The 16,548-nt window shown below is 51.4% G+C and carries 11 protein-coding genes; 9 read left to right on the forward strand and 2 right to left on the reverse strand.

All coding sequences use genetic code 11. The features are described from left to right. The first annotated feature begins 127 nt into the window (after positions 1 to 127). The 5 genes from tilS to HMPREF1091_RS01685 all read left to right on the forward strand — a co-directional run bounded on the left by tilS (position 128) and on the right by HMPREF1091_RS01685 (position 6,354). Positions 128 to 1,675 carry a tRNA lysidine(34) synthetase TilS gene (tilS, locus tag HMPREF1091_RS01665; RefSeq protein ID WP_002563099.1) on the forward strand — a complete coding sequence of 516 codons (1,548 nt, stop codon included), beginning with the start codon at positions 128 to 130 and terminating at the stop codon, positions 1,673 to 1,675. A gap of 78 nt (positions 1,676 to 1,753) precedes the next feature. Then, entirely contained in the window at positions 1,754 to 2,302 is a 549-nt protein-coding gene (hpt, locus tag HMPREF1091_RS01670; protein WP_002563100.1) for a hypoxanthine phosphoribosyltransferase, read from the forward strand. 33 nt (positions 2,303 to 2,335) lie between these two features. Continuing rightward, a complete protein-coding gene (gene ftsH / locus HMPREF1091_RS01675; protein WP_002563101.1) occupies positions 2,336 to 4,366 on the forward strand; it encodes an ATP-dependent zinc metalloprotease FtsH in 2,031 nt (676 codons plus the stop codon). After that, positions 4,356 to 5,549: a pyridoxal phosphate-dependent aminotransferase gene (locus HMPREF1091_RS01680; protein ID WP_002563102.1), complete on the forward strand. Its 1,194-nt coding sequence runs from the start codon at positions 4,356 to 4,358 to the stop codon at positions 5,547 to 5,549. Before ftsH ends, HMPREF1091_RS01680 begins: the two co-directional genes overlap by 11 nt. After that, positions 5,539 to 6,354 (forward strand): phosphatase, encoded by an 816-nt coding sequence (locus HMPREF1091_RS01685; RefSeq protein WP_002563103.1) that lies wholly within the window; start codon positions 5,539 to 5,541, stop codon positions 6,352 to 6,354. The genes HMPREF1091_RS01680 and HMPREF1091_RS01685 overlap by 11 nt, the downstream gene beginning before the upstream one ends. A 5-nt stretch (positions 6,355 to 6,359) precedes the next feature. On the opposite strand, the gene HMPREF1091_RS01690 is transcribed toward HMPREF1091_RS01685, so the two are convergent. Next, the gene (locus tag HMPREF1091_RS01690) at positions 6,360 to 7,175 is read right to left on the reverse strand and encodes an exodeoxyribonuclease III (protein ID WP_002563104.1); all 816 of its coding nucleotides are present in this window, start codon (positions 7,173 to 7,175) and stop codon (positions 6,360 to 6,362) included. A 115-nt stretch (positions 7,176 to 7,290) separates the two neighbouring features. On the opposite strand from HMPREF1091_RS01690, the gene folP reads away from it, so the two are divergent. Next, positions 7,291 to 8,916, forward strand: coding sequence for a dihydropteroate synthase (folP, locus tag HMPREF1091_RS01695; RefSeq protein WP_002563105.1), 1,626 nt, complete (start codon positions 7,291 to 7,293; stop codon positions 8,914 to 8,916). Positions 8,917 to 8,969: 53 nt separating this feature from the next. Then, positions 8,970 to 9,764 carry a biotin--[acetyl-CoA-carboxylase] ligase gene (locus HMPREF1091_RS01700; RefSeq protein WP_002563106.1) on the forward strand — a complete coding sequence of 265 codons (795 nt, stop codon included), beginning with the start codon at positions 8,970 to 8,972 and terminating at the stop codon, positions 9,762 to 9,764. Here the strand turns inward: HMPREF1091_RS01700 and HMPREF1091_RS01705 are convergent. Continuing rightward, positions 9,761 to 10,549, reverse strand: a complete 789-nt coding sequence (locus tag HMPREF1091_RS01705; protein WP_002563107.1) for a type III pantothenate kinase — start codon at positions 10,547 to 10,549, stop codon at positions 9,761 to 9,763. The genes HMPREF1091_RS01700 and HMPREF1091_RS01705 overlap by 4 nt on opposite strands. 192 nt (positions 10,550 to 10,741) lie before the next feature. Between HMPREF1091_RS01705 and rpmE the strand changes: the two genes are divergently transcribed. After that, the gene (gene rpmE / locus HMPREF1091_RS01710) at positions 10,742 to 11,158 is read left to right on the forward strand and encodes a 50S ribosomal protein L31 (RefSeq protein ID WP_002563108.1); all 417 of its coding nucleotides are present in this window, start codon (positions 10,742 to 10,744) and stop codon (positions 11,156 to 11,158) included. A gap of 262 nt (positions 11,159 to 11,420) precedes the next feature. After that, positions 11,421 to 16,547 carry a SpaA isopeptide-forming pilin-related protein gene (locus tag HMPREF1091_RS01715; protein WP_002563109.1) on the forward strand — a complete coding sequence of 1,709 codons (5,127 nt, stop codon included), beginning with the start codon at positions 11,421 to 11,423 and terminating at the stop codon, positions 16,545 to 16,547. Position 16,548 lies beyond the last annotated feature (1 nt).

The raw sequence follows: 16,548 nt of genomic DNA on the forward strand, positions 1-16,548 counted from the left end.
CTTACCAGGAGCCTCGGACACAGCAGGTATAAAGCACAAAAAACGGCGGTACAATCACGATTTAAGAAGCGCGACTCGTTAAGAAGCGTGACTATCTAAGAAGTACGGTCGTTGTATAAGGAGACCCATGACAAGCGTTGCTCGCCGATATGCCCAAAATACCACGGCGTTTGAGCGTCCTTCCGGGCGCGCTGCCTGGGATGATCATGCGCCCGTGGTTCTTATGGTGTCAGGAGGAGCGGATTCAACGGCACTGCTGGTGTTGGCGGCAACGTCTACGCTCGATATTGCGGATGGGAGAGGTGCGGCGCGCATTGCAAAGGAGCGCCTGCATGTCTTGCATGTAAACCATGGCCTGCGCGGAGAGGACGCCAATCAGGATGAGGCGTTTGTACAACAGCTGTGTGCGCAGTTTGGTATCCCGTGCAAGACCGTGCATGTTAAGGTGGCAGACCTCGCCGCTCACTATGGCGGCAATGTAGAAAACGCTGGCCGAGAAGTTCGCTACGCTGCAGCGTATCAGCTTGCTAATACGCTTTCTAGCCAACTAGGCACTCCTCGTCAGGCTGCGCGAATCCTGACCGCCCATACCGCAAATGACCGAGCAGAAACATTTTTTGCCAATGCCCTTACCGGCACAGGCGCTGCCGGGCTGTCTTCTATTCCGCGCCGACGTAATCGCATTGTGCGCCCCTTGTTGGACTACACGCACGAGGGGCTCTGTGAAATCCTGGTAGTACGCGGCATTGGCTGGCGAGAAGATACTACCAATGCAGACACGCACTATCAGCGTGCCTTTATACGTCATGAAGTGTTGCCACAGCTCAAACAGAGGAACGCTCAGGTAATCCAAAGCATAGGAACCACCTGCGAGATCCTTTCAGATGAGGATGTGTATTTGTCCCAAGTAGCAGCTCAGGCCCTGCGTACCATACAAACGCGCAGCCAAGATGGGCTTCTTGCTTTAAACGCGGCAAAGCTTGCGGCAATGGACGTAGCAATTGCGCGCCGCGTGCTGCGTCGAGCGATACAGACGGTGGAGCCCGAGTGTCGTATAGAAGCGCAGCACATCCATAGGGTGCTGAGCATTGTGGCGCAAGGTGCGGGTTCGGCAACGCTGCCTATGGACATAGACTGTCGTGTGGAGTTTGGCATACTGTTTGTGCGCGCGCAGGGCAGGACGCACGCCAGCGTGCACGTCAATGGACATGCCGCCGCTCACACAGGTGCGTACCAGCGTACGCCCCAGTGGCTTACGGTCCCCAATACGGCGGTGCTTGACGATAAAACCCGCGTCACAGCACGGCTTATTACGGTGCAGCCAGGTACAGACCCCCAGCAAATTGCACGAGCACACGGCAAGGAGTGGGAAAATACCTCTGTCTTGTTAGATGCGCAGCTTGTGGGCACTGTTGGACAAGGAGCTAAGCTGTGGATTGATAGCCCTCAGCCGGGGGATGTGATGTGTCCGTTGGGCATGCATGGGCAATCAAAAAAGCTCTCCGACCTTATCGGCGAAGCAAAAATTCCTGTGTGTGAGCGCAGCGCGCTTGTAGTGGTTCGCACCAAACCAGCGGGCCCAATTGTGTGGGTTGCGGGCGTTCGTGCAGATGAGCGTTTCCGTTGTACAGACCAAACAAAAGTGCTGCTAGAATTAAAAACTCATATCATGTAAATATGTGCGGCTTGGCTGTACCTTAGTTGCAGCTGAACAGCACGGTATATGCGGCGGAATGCTAAGAAGGGGAAGGCCATGGAGCAAATTCATCCTGATATTACGGATGTCCTTTTGAATGAAGACGATATCAAAGAGATCGTTTTGTGCATGGGCAATCAAATTACCGCTGATTATGAAGGTAAGAACCCCCTGATTGTTGCCGTACTACGCGGGGCATTTATGTTTACCGCAGATCTTATGCGCGCTATTCAAACGGATTGCGGAGTGGACTTTATGGCGGTTTCCAGCTATGGAGATGGCGCAAAAAGCTCCGGCGTGGTCCGCATTATCAAGGATTTGGATACCAAGATTGAGGGCCGTGACGTCATCATTGCAGAGGACATCTTAGATTCCGGCCTTACACTTTCTTATTTGATCAAGGCTCTGAGCGCTCGCCATCCTAAGTCCATAGAGATCGCTGCATTTCTCGAGAAGGACATCAAGGGAAAAAGGCCTGCCGTTACACCACGGTATGTGGGTGCACATGTGCCCGATGCATTTGTGGTTGGGTACGGCCTGGACTTTGCAGAGTGCTATCGTAACCTGCCCTATATTGGCGTACTTAAACCCGAGGTATACAGCTAAGGTATACCGGTAAAACATAGAGGAGTTTTATTCGTGAGTTTGAAAGACAAGAAGGGTGCACCGCGCAATCCACGTAGTCCGCGCAATCCTCGTGATCCACGTGATCCCTTTACGGGGGAAAATCAGATTCGCATTCCCCTTGCGTATATACTTATTGGTATTACGTTTATTGCATATTTAGTATTTGCCTTGCAAAACGGCTTTCCCTTCCAAAAACAGGCAGATAAGCTAGCTACCAGCGAGCTTATCACTGCTATTCGTGATGACCGCGTGTCTGAGGTTACCTATCGTGATGCAGACGGCTACGTTAAAGGTAAGTATTGGAAGGCTGCTTCCGATAAGGGCAACAATGATACTTTATCTGATTTTACCAGCACGTATGTTGGTGCTGATTCTCTTGCAGAGCAGATGGCTAAGCATCCCAAAGTAAAGTACGTAGTGGATACGTCTAAGCCCAATGCGCTTGGCGATATGTTACTGCAAATTGTTCCAACCATCCTTATGATTGGTGCTGTGCTGTACTTCCTCAATCAGATGATGGCACAAAACAGTCAGGCCATGCAGTTTGGTAAAGCAAAGGCTCGTGTAAGTGAGCAAACCCGTCCCAAGGTTAAGTTCAAGGACGTTGCTGGTATTGATGAAGCTGTTGAGGAGCTCAAAGAGGTTCGCGATTTTCTCGCCGAGCCTAAGCGTTTCTCGGATATGGGTGCGCGTATTCCACGCGGCGTGCTATTGGTTGGCCCTCCGGGAACGGGCAAAACGCTGTTGGCAAAGGCCGTTGCTGGTGAGGCAGGCGTTCCGTTCTTCTCTATCTCCGGTTCTGACTTTGTAGAAATGTATGTGGGTGTTGGTGCCAGTCGTGTACGTGACCTGTTTAAGGAAGCAAAAGAGGCTGCACCCTGCATTATCTTTATTGATGAGATTGACGCAGTGGGCCGTCAGCGTGGTGCCGGTCTGGGCGGCGGACACGATGAGCGCGAACAGACGCTTAACCAGCTGCTGGTAGAGATGGATGGCTTTGAGAAAACCGAAGCCGTTATCTTGATTGCTGCTACCAACCGTCCCGACATTCTTGACCCTGCTTTGTTGCGCCCTGGTCGCTTTGATCGTCAGGTAACGGTTGATCGTCCTGATGTGCGTGGCCGTGAGCAAATCTTAAAGGTGCACTCTGCGGGTAAGCCTCTGGAGGGCAGTATTGATTTTGCCAATATGGCAAAACTTACACCTGGGTTTACTGGAGCGGATTTGTCCAACCTTATGAATGAGTCTGCTTTATTGGCGGCGCGTCGTAATAAGAAAGCTATTGGTCAGTCAGAGGTAGAAGAGGCAATGGAGCGTATCATTGCTGGTCCCGAGCGTAAGAGTCGTGTAATTACGCAAAAGGAGCGCAAGACCATTGCATATCACGAAAGTGGACATGCGCTCATTGGTCATTTGCTGGACAACTCTGACCCCGTACACAAGATTTCAATTGTGAGTCGCGGTCAGGCCCTGGGCTATACGCTGCAGCTGCCGGATGAGGATCGCTTCTTGCAGTCTCGCAGTGAGATGCTGGATGATATTGTGGTGCTGCTTGGTGGGCGTACGGCAGAAGAGCTCTTTTGTGGTGACATTACCACTGGCGCAAGCAATGATCTTGAGCGTGCTACCAAGCTTGCTCGTAACATGGTTACTCGATACGGTATGAGCGAAGCGCTGGGAACGCGTGTGTTTGGTGAGCCCCAACACCAGGTGTTCTTGGGCCGTGACTATGCAGACAAGCAGGATTACTCGTCTGAGACTGCTAAACGCATTGATGATGAGGTAGAGCGCATTATGCGTGAGGCTCATGAGCGCGCAACCCAGATTTTGAACGGCTGCCGTGATCAGATGGATACTATGGCTCGTGTCTTGCTTGAGCGTGAAACCGTAGAGGGAGACGCTATGATGGCGCTTCTCAACAATACCTGGGATGAGTGCCAAAAAGAGCATGACTCCACCGAGCAAGACAGCAGCTCTCAAGAGCAAAAGGGCACATCCGAGAAGGTACAGGAGAAGGAGAGCAGTCCAAACGATGAGGATTAATCAGAAGTCCTATGACCTAGGTGCGGCAAAGTCGTCCATTCGTGAAATTGCAGCATACGCAGCAAAGCGACGCAAAGAAATTGGCGCCCAAAAGGTCTTTGACTTCTCGATTGGCAATCCTTGCGTTCCTGCCCCCAATGCAGTGTGTGCGTCTATCGAGAAAATCATCGCGCTGCCACCAACACAGGTGCATGGCTATACTCCCGCGGCAGGCTTGCCAGCAGTAAAAGAGGCGCTTGCTGCCTCGTTGTGTCGCCGTTTTGGTGCGCAGACTGCCCGTGCGCAAGACTTGTATTTGACCTGCGGCGCTGCAGCGTCACTTTCCATCACGCTGCACGCCGTTATCAATCCGGGCGATGAAGTGGTGGTTATTGCACCCTATTTTCCCGAATATCGTGTGTGGATTGAGCATGCGGGCGCTCGTTGTGTAGAAGCACCAGCTCATGAGGGTGATTTCCAAATTGATCCTGAGTCTTTGCGTGCCGCTCTTACCCCACACACCAAGGTAGTTATAATCAATTCTCCCAACAATCCCGTAGGAACTATTTATTCGCAGGAAAATCTTATGCAGACGGCTGCTGTTTTGCGGGAACGCTCTGAGCGCTTTGGTACAGATATTTTGTTGCTGGCAGATGAGCCGTATCGTGAGATTAGCTATGGTGCTGAGGTGCCTTGGATCCCTGCCATCTATGCCAACACGGTGGTGTGTTACTCGTATTCTAAGTCTCTGTCCTTGCCGGGCGAGCGCGTGGGCTGGGTGTTGGTTCCTCCCACCAATCCATATAACGAGCAGCTAGTGTTTGCGGTAGCAGGGTCTGGTCGAGCTCTGGGCTTTGTCTGTGCACCAGCACTGTTCCAACGTGTTATTGCAGACTGTGTAGATGAGCCCTCCAATGTAGAGGCGTATGACCGCAATCGTCAGGCCCTAACAGATGGTTTGCGACGATTAGGTTATACCTTTGTAGAACCACAAGGTGCATTTTATTTGTGGCTGAAAGCGCTGGAACCAGATGCACAGGCATTTTTTGAGCGCTGCCGTGCGCATGAATTACTACCCGTACCCTCTAATAGCTTTGGCTGTACGGGCTGGGTACGCTTGGGTTATTGTGTTTCACACCAGACTGTACTTGATTCCATGGTCGGCTGGGCCGCGGTGATGCAGGAGTACCAGCATGAACTATAGTCGCTGTGATGTGCACACACATACCCTGTACTCAAGGCATGCCTATTCTACGATTGCCGAGAATATACATGAGGCTGCTAAAAATGGCTTGGAGCTGCTGGGTAGTGCGGATCACTTTAGTTCCATGCTGTATGGTGAACCCTACGACATACGAGACTTCCAGTATTTTTTGAATTACCATGCGTGGCCCCGCAAACGAGATGGTGTAATACTGCTTGGGGGTGCTGAGGCGGACATTGTGGACTTAGAGGGTAATCTCTTTGGCCACAATATAAGCGTTGCTACCAATATTACTGGTTCTGCCTATCATGTTGTTCCCACACTCAAAGAGCTGGTCTTTAGCCAGCTGGACTATGTGGTAGCAAGCGTGCATAATCGCGATTTTGCGCAGGGAGCATCTGTAGCACAAACCACGCAGATGTACCTGAACGCCCTGCAGGATCCCAAGGTACACATACTGGGACACCCAGGACGCGCCAATGTTTTATTTGACGTAGACGAGGTCCTTATCTGCGCAAAAGAGCTGGGCAAGCTGATAGAAATTAACGAGCATACTTTGGCTTCCCAACAGCAATTTAGTGAACCTTGTCAGCATATTGCAGAGCGTGCGGCAGAACTGGGCACGCAGATTGTGATCTCCAGCGATGCACACTTCTGTGGTGAAATTGGTAAGTTTGAGAATGTCTACCAGATGCTCAACAAGATTCATTTTCCAGAAGAGCTTGTAGCAACTCGCAGCGCTCAAGCGTTTTTGAGCTCTCTTGAGCGCAGTGGCGTTATGCCGCAGGCAACACAGCTGTTTTAAGAGTGCTACAAGGCTAGCGTAAGCTCCACAGGGCAGTGGTCGCTACCAAACACATCTGACAGGATAGAAGCGCTGGTAATCTTTGGAGCAAGTGACTCAGAAACTAAGAAGTAGTCAATGCGCCAGCCAACATTGCGTTCACGTGCGCGCATGCGGTAGCTCCACCAGCTGTACGCATCAAGGGTGTCAGGGTGGCAATGCCTAAAACTATCGACAAAACCTGCCTCTAGCAGCTTAGTAAAGCTCTCGCGCTCCTCGTCAGAAAAGCCAGGATTCATGTGGTTGGCGGCAGGATTTTTTAGGTCAATTTCCTGATGGGCAACATTGTAATCGCCACAAGTTACTACGGGTTTATCGCGAGCCAGCTCAGAAAGAAAGTTGCGGTACGCCTCATCCCAGGCAAGACGTACGTCTAGGCGCTTGAGTTCATTTTGTGCATTAGGGGTGTATACATCAACAAACCAAAACGCATTAAATTCCAACGCACACACACGGCCCTCGTTGTCGGCTTCCTGGGCGCCAATGGTGCGGATTACCTGTAAAGGAGTTTCTTTAGAAAAAACGGCGGTACCGGAGTAACCTTTACGCTGTGCATAGTTCCAGGTTTGTGTGTAGCCGGGCAAGTCTAGATCAATCTGGCCCTCTTGCAATTTGGTTTCTTGGATAGCAAAAATGTCCGCATCCAAGGAGGCGAAGATGGCGTCAAAAGCGGGATCTTTTTTCATAACAGCGCGCAAGCCGTTGACATTCCAAGAGATAAAGCGATGGTCACGGCTCTTTGCTGCGGTATTTGCGTTGGCAATAGCGGCTTGAGTGCTCACAATACAAATCCTTCCAAGCATTCTTGATTACATGCTGTGTTTTCTCACGTTAGGAGTTGTACCCCAAAAACTAAGGCGGGTACAATCGATACACAAGAACTAAAAAGGAGCATCTATGTTACGAGACAATACGGCACTATGGCGCTGCGGCTCACATGAACTTTCCTTATCGCGCCCGCGCATTATGGGCGTACTCAATGTAACGCCCGATTCTTTTTCCGATGGAGGAGCATATGCGGATACCGATGCCGCTATTGCACGCGGCATGCAGATGTTGGATGAAGGCGCGGATATCATTGATGTGGGCGGAGAGTCCACGCGCCCTGGCTTTACGGCCGTCAGTCCCGAAGAGGAGGCTCAGCGCATTGTGCCCGTGGTCCGCGCATTGGTGGCAGCTGGCGCGATTGTCTCGGTAGATACCCGCCATGCCGAGGTAGCGCGTATGTGCGTGCGCTTGGGCGCCTCCATTATCAATGATGTAACGGGCTTTACTGATCCCGCCATGGTGCAGGTAGCTGCAGATAGTAACGCGGGCGTAGTGGTTATGCACGCTGGAGAAGTGGCCGAGCACGCACCGCGCCAAACGGTGGTCCTTGATAGCGCGCCCGGATCAAAACCTTCTGTGGCTGCTGCAAGTTCTTCTTCCGCGGGTGCTCCCAGCTCTTCTGTCTGTGGCTCCACCACTACCAATTCTTCTGCCGATACACCCGTGGAGGCTGCCGCAGCCAACACAGATGCAGCGGACAGCAGTGCAGATAAAAACTCCTCGCTCGATGCGCTCATGCAGCAGTCTGCTGCCGGTGGTGTTACAAGTGCTCCAACTGTACGTCTGTCTGGTAGTCGTAGGTTTGCCACGCCCGACTCCGCTCCCATCATGCGCAATGTTATGGGCTTTTTGGGTGACCAGGCTCGTACCCTTGCTCGTGCTGGAGTGGATCGTAGTCGTATTGTGATTGATCCAGGTCCTGGCTTTGGCAAATTAGCAGATGAGGATGTAGTTATCCAGCGCGCTACTACCAAGATGGTCTCTATGGGCTATCCCGTGCTGTGCGCTGTTTCTCGTAAGCGCTTTGTGGGTGCTGTGTCTGGGGTAACGCAGGCATCTGCACGTGACAACGCCACGGTTGGCGTGATTATTGCAGCGGTAGAAGCAGGTGCTCGTATTGTGCGCGTGCATGATGTAGCAGCAGCGTACGAGGCGCTTACCAGCTATTGGACGATTGCCCACCCCGATGAGCGCCGTGCCTTTGTGGCGCTTGGCTCTAATGTAGGAGATCGCATTGGCTACCTTGCTAAGGCGTGCGCTCTTATCAACGCCATTCCCCTTACCTGTGTCGTAACGGTAAGTCATGCTTATGAGACGGAACCTGCCTATGGCATTGCAACGCCCGTCGCAAATGCTGTTGCAGAAATAAAGACTCAGCTTGCCCCCATGGTTTTGCTCGAACAGCTTTTAGGGATAGAAAACCAGCTGCATCGTCAGCGTCCGGCAGACCAAAAAGGACATGGCCCGCGCACCATTGACTGTGATCTAGTATGGATGGAAGGGGAAACTCACGCAGGCAAACGACTGAGTTTGCCACATCCTGGTTTGGGTGAGCGGGATTATGTGTTGGTTCCTATGGAGGATATTATGCGTGATCCTGATCGCTTCCTAGCGCATGCTGGCGTATCAATCTTGCCAGAGGAACAGCGTGTTGGTTTAGTTCGAGAAGATCTAGGCGTTCTTGAGTGGGACTAGCGTACATGGCGGGGCTTACGTAAGGCTTTCGCATAATAAAAAGAGGAATATACATGCAGCATTTGTCGGCTACCTATTTGTCTACCTGCAAAAATAGTATAGAGACCGCCAAAGATCGCGCCCGAGAAGGCGCTCCTCACGCAACCCTGCTCTATAGCGGGTTGCAAAAAGAAGGTCGGGCGCGCATGGGACGAATCTGGCATTCGGTAGAGGGCTGTTTACACATAGCGCTTATTGTGCGCCCACAGGTTGGGATGGCATATCTAAGTGGGTTAACAACGGTGTGTTCCTTGGGGGTTCTTGATGCTCTGCGCAGTCTTGGCGCTACGGATGTACGTCCCAAGTGGCCAAATGACCTCATGTATAACGGACATAAGCTGGGTAGTGTTTTTGTAGAAGCTGGTTGGGGCGAAGGCGTTTTTGCTGTTTGCGGAATCTATCTTAATGTCAATCAAAACCCGCAGCTGGCACAGCGTATCTCCAGTTCTTTTGATGGCTCTCCTCGTCCTGCTGCTCCAGCTTTTTTGTCGGATGTTCTCGCTAACCTTGAGTACGAGCAGCTTGCCACCACTATTGGTACGGCGGTGCTTGATCGCGTAGATGCTTGGGAACAAATGATTGTTTCTGGCAGATCTGCTGCGGGTCCTATTGTCTCGGTACTTAATGAGTATTACGACCAGATGGATCTTCTTGCTCAGAACGTAGAGGTGGTGCTACCCGATGGGCGCGTGGCTGTAACGGGTATGCTTGCGGGCATGGATATTTGGGGACGAGTAACGGTGCTGGATGCTCAGGGACGTGAACATGAGATTGCACCAGAGCAGGCATCGGTGCGACCCGCATCCTAGACTTGCTGCTGCTTACATATTTGATAGATGCCATAAATAGTAAGGTCTGCATCTACCACGTCAAATACGGCGGTGGCTTTGGATACGGTTGCAGCAAGTCCGCCGGTAGCTACGACTTGTGCGCGCTGTGCGTGAGGGTGGCGCTCGGCCAATTCTGTTTGAATGCGCCCAACCAGTCCTTCTACCATAGCGGCAGATCCAAGTATCAAACCGGATTGTACCGCGGTTTCTGTATTGGAGCCCAAAGCGTGTTTGGGTGCAATGAGCGGCACGCTAGACAGCTTGGCAGCTCGCGAGAAAAGCGCTTGTGCAGACAGCATAAGCCCTGGCATGATGGAGCCGCCCACAAAGGCACCAGTGCTATCTACCACATCAATGTTGGTTGCAGTGCCAAAATCTACCACAATAACGGGCGCACCATACCTTGTTCTAGCGGCCACTGCATTGGCAATACGGTCTGCACCCAGCTCATAGGGATTGTCCAGAGCAACGCTAAGTCCACAGTCTAGATGGGCGTCTATTATAAGGGGCTTGGTATCCAATATTCGGCATAGCAAAGCCTGCCACTCTTGAGAAAGCACGGGTACTACGCTGGCAATAGCTGCGTGAGTTACGTCAGACAGGCTCATGCCCACCATGGCAAAATAGCTGTGTAGAAGGCTATGGAGCTGGTCTTTTGTGTCTGCGGTGTTAGTTGCCATACGCCACTGATGCACAAGTGTGCCCTCATTATCAAATACACCAAGCGTGGTTTGGGTATTGCCACAATCTACAGCTAATAACATGTGCTACTCCTTGTCATATGTACCGCCGTAATTGTATAAGTATCATAAGAGTCTGTGCACAACACGTGCAATATCCATGAACTCGCTGCACAAGACGGGTATATGTGATACTATTCCAACCCTGTATGTTCCAGATACAGCTGGAATGCATTCGCTCTGGTCGGAAACCAGAGCCGTTAGAAGGAGTTTTATATGAAAACTGGTATTCATCCAGAGTATGTAGAGTGCACAGTTCGCTGCACCTGCGGTAACACTTGGAAAACCCGTGCTACTAAAAGTGAGATAACGGTTGATCTGTGCGATAAGTGCCACCCCTTCTATACCGGCCAGCAGAAGCTGGTAGATACCGGTGGTCGTGTACAGCGCTTTGCTGATAAGTTTGGCGGTGCAGCTGCACAGCAGCTTAAGAAGGCCGAAGAGGCCAAGGCCGCTAAGGCTGCTAAAGCTGCAGAGCAGGCTGCTGCTAAGAAGGCTGCTGCAGAGGCTAAGGCTGCCGAGAAGGCCAAGCGTGCTGCTGAGTTTGAGAAAAAGGCTGCAGAGCAGGCTACTTCTCAGCCTGAAGAGGATGCATCTGCAGAGCAAGCAACTGAGGAAGACGCAGCCGAGTAAGCTTTATTACCAGCCATAAGAGCGTATATGCAAGAGGCCAAGAAGATTCTTCTTGGCCTCTTTTGAGCACTGCATGCACGAGTACAGATGGCAGCACAGGCAGCAGTGTATGCGTTTTGCTCAAAAGAACCGTTCGCAGACATTTATGGGCACATGGCGCATTATAAGCATCGTACAGCAATATATAGCCTTGTTTTAAGTTGCTTATAATACTAGGATTAATATATATAACTTTTAAATACGTTATAAGTAGGGAATATCTATGGGTAGTACTAAACGGTTTATTTCATCTTTACTTACTGCACTGCTTATTATGCAGTTGGCATTTCCTGTGAGTGCTGCCATGGCAACAGAGCGGGAGGGGGGTATTCCCAGACTGTCAACAGCTTTAGAGCAGCTAGCAACCAGTAGTGATACTTCTGTTTCTGCACCAGCGTCTGCAACGGATGAGCCATCAGTGGCTCCAACGCAGCCTCAGCCTGCTGCGTCTGCACCCACTTCTGCAACAACCGCAGCAGAAGACCGTTCTATTGCTGCAACAAACCAACCCGTCATAGAAGCGCGTTTGGTATCTACAGACGGCAAAACCAACTACGGATCACTTAGTGACCCCAAGACCGTACTCTCTCTTCCGAAGGGTCAGCAATTCAAGCTGCGTCTCCATGCGGTGTTCCCCTCCGCATCTGATAAGTCCATCGACGTGGCCTTGACCTACGGCATGGATTGGAATAATTCGAGCTTCAAATTCGACACGACAGCGGGCTGGTACGGAGAGCTTCAGAAAGACGGCATCATCACCCCGAATAAGCAGACCGAGGATTCCAAGAAGCCCGTTTCGGTGTACAACTGGAAATCCGCGGGCACGCTTACGCTGAAGTTCCAGGACACCACCCAGGAAGTCACCTTCGACGTGCCCATGGGCCTTCAGACCTACGATACGGGCCTTGCATCCATCTCCGATGCCATCACCGTCACCCAGAACTACACCAAGGAAGGTGAGGCTCCGACCGCATTTCGACTCAGCGCCGATATCGAGGTCACCAAGCGGGCTGCGCTTTCAAAAATCGGCTTCGGGGGGGATTACTCCCAGCTCTTGAACAGAAACGGCAATATCGAGGTTGGTTTGGATGATTCTCGCGGTACCGGCCACAATGTTTCCTGGATGGCCAATCTGGATGACGGCTGGGGCGTAAAGCGTGTGCTCGAAGACTACTTCTATGCGATGCTCGTCCCGGAGAAAGCGGAATATCTTGGTCGCTACAGCCCCGATGAGGACTATGGCGTAAAAGAGGCAGACCTCAAGGTTCTGAGCCCGGGCGAGAAGTTCACCATGAGCACCGGCGTTGAATATACCGTTCCTGCCGGCAAGAAACTCTACGTGTGGGAGCGCAAAGACAACATCACCACCCCGGTCATCGCCGATCAATATCAATTCAACCCCATGTGGCGCTTCCCCAAAAAGGACTTCCCCGTAGGGAGCATCGCAGAGATTAGCCAGTTTGATGTAGGGGTGAAGTACTACGACCCGACGGGCCAAAGCGCCTACCTGCCTTACGATGCAAGCCGTCTTAAGACGATGAGGTACGAGATCGTCGAACCCCAAGAAGACGTGTATGCAAACAGTACGTTCGTCGCTAAGGATACCAATCTAGAGCGGTGGGAAGGCTATATCGCCGATAACGAGGTATACCTGGGAGGTCCTGGCTTCGAGCATACGCAGGAGCGCACCCTCGGCTACTTTACGGTGGGAAACCGCGGCACGGGAAATAGCCGGCACAAAACCATCATCATCGATTACGATGTCAACGACACCAAGATCGCTGGTGTGACGGCGCAGGCGCTCCCGCTAATCTCTCGCAAGAAGAAGGACGGCACCCCGCCCACCCAGGTGAGCGATTTCAAGGTCACCCTTTGGAACAGCAAAACCGACGAGACTACGGACTATACGATCGAGGCATCAAAGCTCAAGCAGCGTTTCCGCGTGGAAGACGTATTGGGCAAGCACGTTGAGGGCATGTATATTAAGCATATCGAATACAAGATCGATACCATCCCTGCTCGGACTCCGCTGACTGCGTGGGGAAGGAGCGCTACCGGCAAAGAAACCACAGAGGAAGACGGATCTTTGTTTTTCTTCGGCAACGTCCTTACCAATGAGGTGCGTGAAAAGGGCCGCTGGGGAGACGATCCATCTCTGTTCAAGACCGTCATCCGTATTGAGAACACGGGTGCGGAAGAGCCGGATTGGACGTATCGCAATCAATACAAGTGGGACTTCGGCGACGGCAAGGGTGAAGTCGTGTTCCAATATCCCGGCCGCTCGGCGGATCATGTGACCATCGGTCACACTTTTACTGCCTTTACCGGCAAGAGCTTCATCCAAGGTCATGGCCCGGTAACCGGTTGGCATAATGGAACGTCATATCCGCTCGAGTTTGTGGTGGGCGATACGATTCGTGACCAGTACTTCAGTTATTTCACGCCGACTTGGGACGGCTGTGCGAGGGGCATCCAGACGCATAAGGCTATGTACTACATCAGCCCCTTGGGCGATGATCTGAGCTTCAATATGACCTACCGTTCCACTGGCTCCAAGGACGCTTGGTTGCAAAAGGGTGCCGATCCGAACAACATGAGCCTCAAGCAGCCCGACGTGTCGGAGGTACCGGCATCCGACGCCTTGAAGGAGGTCTATCCCAAGGCGAAGGTCTATAAGCTCGACTTCTCCAAACTCACGTCCGCCCAAGACATATACGATACGCGCGCCTACGGTCCGTCGGTGTACTGGAAAGAGTCTGCCGAGGCGATCCCCTATGCCATCAACGCGGGGTACTGGGCGTATACTGCTGATTTCACGCTTCATGTAAGCTTCGCCTCCGATCCTGCGAAGGACGTGCCGGGCGAGTATACCCAGCTGATGTGGCTCGAATACGATACCGATACCGACGAAGATCTCGTCTATGGTTCGGGTATGGTCAAAGACAAGTGGGATCTGAACGGCAACGGCAGTACCGAAGACATGATCGGCCGTCCCATGGGAAGATGGATCGTCAGCGCTCCGACCGATCTGGTCGTACGGTCTGCCGCCAAGATGGCGACGCAGCTCGATACGTCGTATGTCACCTACGACGGTATGTCCAAGACCCTGATAGGCGCCAACAGCACCGTCGACTATCGTTTGGTCGCGAACAATCCCACGCAGTCGGACGCCAACGGCCTGACGATGTACTGGCCTGTGCCGAAAAAAGATCAGAACTGGGGCAAGGCGCTCCAGCCCAACGGTGCCTTTCAGTTCGACTTATTCCTTAATGGAGGGCTTAAGAGTCAGCTTCCCGAAGGCTATACCATCTCGTATGCAAAAAATATAAAGCCAACTTCACAGGCGCTCGATTGGGATAGTTTTGAGTGGACCGATGAGAGCAATACTGCTTCTTGGACACAAGAAGACTGGGACGCCGTTAACTTTGTTCGTATTTCTTCCCCCAAGGATCGCGCTTTTAATGCTGGCACAAGTCAAGAATTTAAATTCAATCTAACGTTGCGTGACGTTGCTCCCGAGGATTTTGAAAAGAAGCTTGTTGATGTATTCACACCAGCTTATTTGCGGGACCTCGGTTCTGGAAAGGGCTATCGCTATGGTCAGCCCGTAGCCATGACCCCCACTTCTGGTGTGCTAAGGGGCATTGCTTGGGTGGATGCAGACTTTGATGGCACGATGGATGAAAGTGAGAAAGCTCACGTTGTCTCTGGTGTTAAGCTTGAGCTCTATAATTCATCCGGCAAACTGATGGACACAGCCGTAACGGATGAAACAGGAGCCTATGAGTTTAAGGGTCTTAAGACTTGGCCTTCGACTGCTTCTGGTGAGCTTGAGCCTTACACTATCAAGGCATATAACCCCACTGATCCTAAGTCTGCAGACGCTGGGAGTTTTGTGCGCTTCTCGCCAACAAAGGGCGATATGGTAATGACTGCCTCTGATGATCAAACTACAGCTACGGTAGAGGGCGTTTCTATAGACAAGAAAAATGCCACGAGCCTTAATATTGGTCTTTCGCGGGCAACCAAACTTTATGTAAAGAAGGTTTGGGTTGAGGGCAAAAATGCCGATGGCACAGATGGCACCGGTATTACACATGATCCGGTAGAGGTTTCGCTTCTTATGGACGGCAAAGCTGCTAAGAATTTTAATAATCAGGAAATATCGGTAGCTTCTCTTGCTGGCGCAAATGCTAGTCCTTGGGAAGCCTCTTTTACAGATCTCCTTGTAAACAATCCTGCTACTAATACTCTTGCCAAGTACACGGTTAAGGAAACATCTGTTCCTGAGGGCTATGCTGATTCGTATACATATGAGACTAAGGAATCTAAAGACGCACGGACTGGCGAGGCGTTGAGTTACACCGTGGCAACTGTTACCAATACGCGAATCCACGGTAGCATTGAGATTTCTAAGACTGATAAGACGGATGCCAAGAAACTTTTACCAAATGCCACCTTTGAACTCAGAAAAGATGGCGTTAAGGTACGCGAGGGTACAACTAACAATAAGGGTGTGCTCACATTTACCGATATTCCGTATGGCGACTACACCATAGTGGAGACCGCTGCTCCTAAAGGCTACCTACTTGATTCAACACCACAGTCTGTAAAGATTGAAACCCAAGATCAGGTTGCAAAGGTGACCTTTGGAGACGAGCAAATAAAAGGCACTGTTACTGTTACCAAGACTGACAGTGCTGATCAGCATATCAAGCTTAAAGGCGCCACCTTTGAGCTACGCCAAGGCGATAAGGTTGTTGATACTAAGACTACTGGTGATAACGGTGTAGCAACCTTCAAGGATGTCATCTATGGTGACTACACCGTAGTAGAAACCAAAGCCCCAGAAGGTTATGTCCTTGAGCAAACCGCTAAGCCTGTAGCTATCTCCGAGAACGGTAAGACGGTCAATGTAGATGCAACCAATGCCAAGATCAAAGGCACGGTAACTGTCACCAAGACCGATGCACAAGATGCGACTAAGACACTTGCTGGCGCTACGTTTGAGCTACGTCAGGGAGACAAGGTTGTTGACACCCAAACTACCGGTGACGATGGCATTGCTACCTTCAAGGATGTTGTATACGGCGACTACACACTGGTAGAAACTAAAGCCCCACAAGGCTATGAACTTGATCAAAAGCCTTTGTCTATCAAGATAGAAAAAGACAAAGTACTCCTTAAGTTTGAGGTGAAAAACGCCACCATACCCGCTAAGACAAAACCTGTGATAGGTATTCTTCCAAAGACAGGTGATGCAAATAGCAGCATTGTTCCCGTGTTGTTTGTATCTGCAGCGTCTGCTGCTTTTGCGTGGGTGCTTCGTAAAAAGAGGAAGCAGTCGTAGG

This window comes from Atopobium minutum 10063974, from assembly GCF_000364325.1.
Classification (GTDB): Bacteria; Actinomycetota; Coriobacteriia; order Coriobacteriales; family Atopobiaceae; genus Atopobium; species Atopobium minutum.

Coding starts and splice junctions, on each gene's coding strand:
- tilS (WP_002563099.1), top strand. CDS start 128: ATGACAAGCGTTGCTCGCCGATATGCCCAAAATACCACGGCGTTTGAG.
- HMPREF1091_RS01715 (WP_002563109.1), top strand. CDS start 11,421: ATGGGTAGTACTAAACGGTTTATTTCATCTTTACTTACTGCACTGCTT.
- HMPREF1091_RS01700 (WP_002563106.1), top strand. CDS start 8,970: ATGCAGCATTTGTCGGCTACCTATTTGTCTACCTGCAAAAATAGTATA.
- HMPREF1091_RS01680 (WP_002563102.1), top strand. CDS start 4,356: ATGAGGATTAATCAGAAGTCCTATGACCTAGGTGCGGCAAAGTCGTCC.
- rpmE (WP_002563108.1), top strand. CDS start 10,742: ATGAAAACTGGTATTCATCCAGAGTATGTAGAGTGCACAGTTCGCTGC.
- HMPREF1091_RS01685 (WP_002563103.1), top strand. CDS start 5,539: ATGAACTATAGTCGCTGTGATGTGCACACACATACCCTGTACTCAAGG.
- folP (WP_002563105.1), top strand. CDS start 7,291: ATGTTACGAGACAATACGGCACTATGGCGCTGCGGCTCACATGAACTT.
- hpt (WP_002563100.1), top strand. CDS start 1,754: ATGGAGCAAATTCATCCTGATATTACGGATGTCCTTTTGAATGAAGAC.
- HMPREF1091_RS01705 (WP_002563107.1), bottom strand. CDS start 10,549: ATGTTATTAGCTGTAGATTGTGGCAATACCCAAACCACGCTTGGTGTA.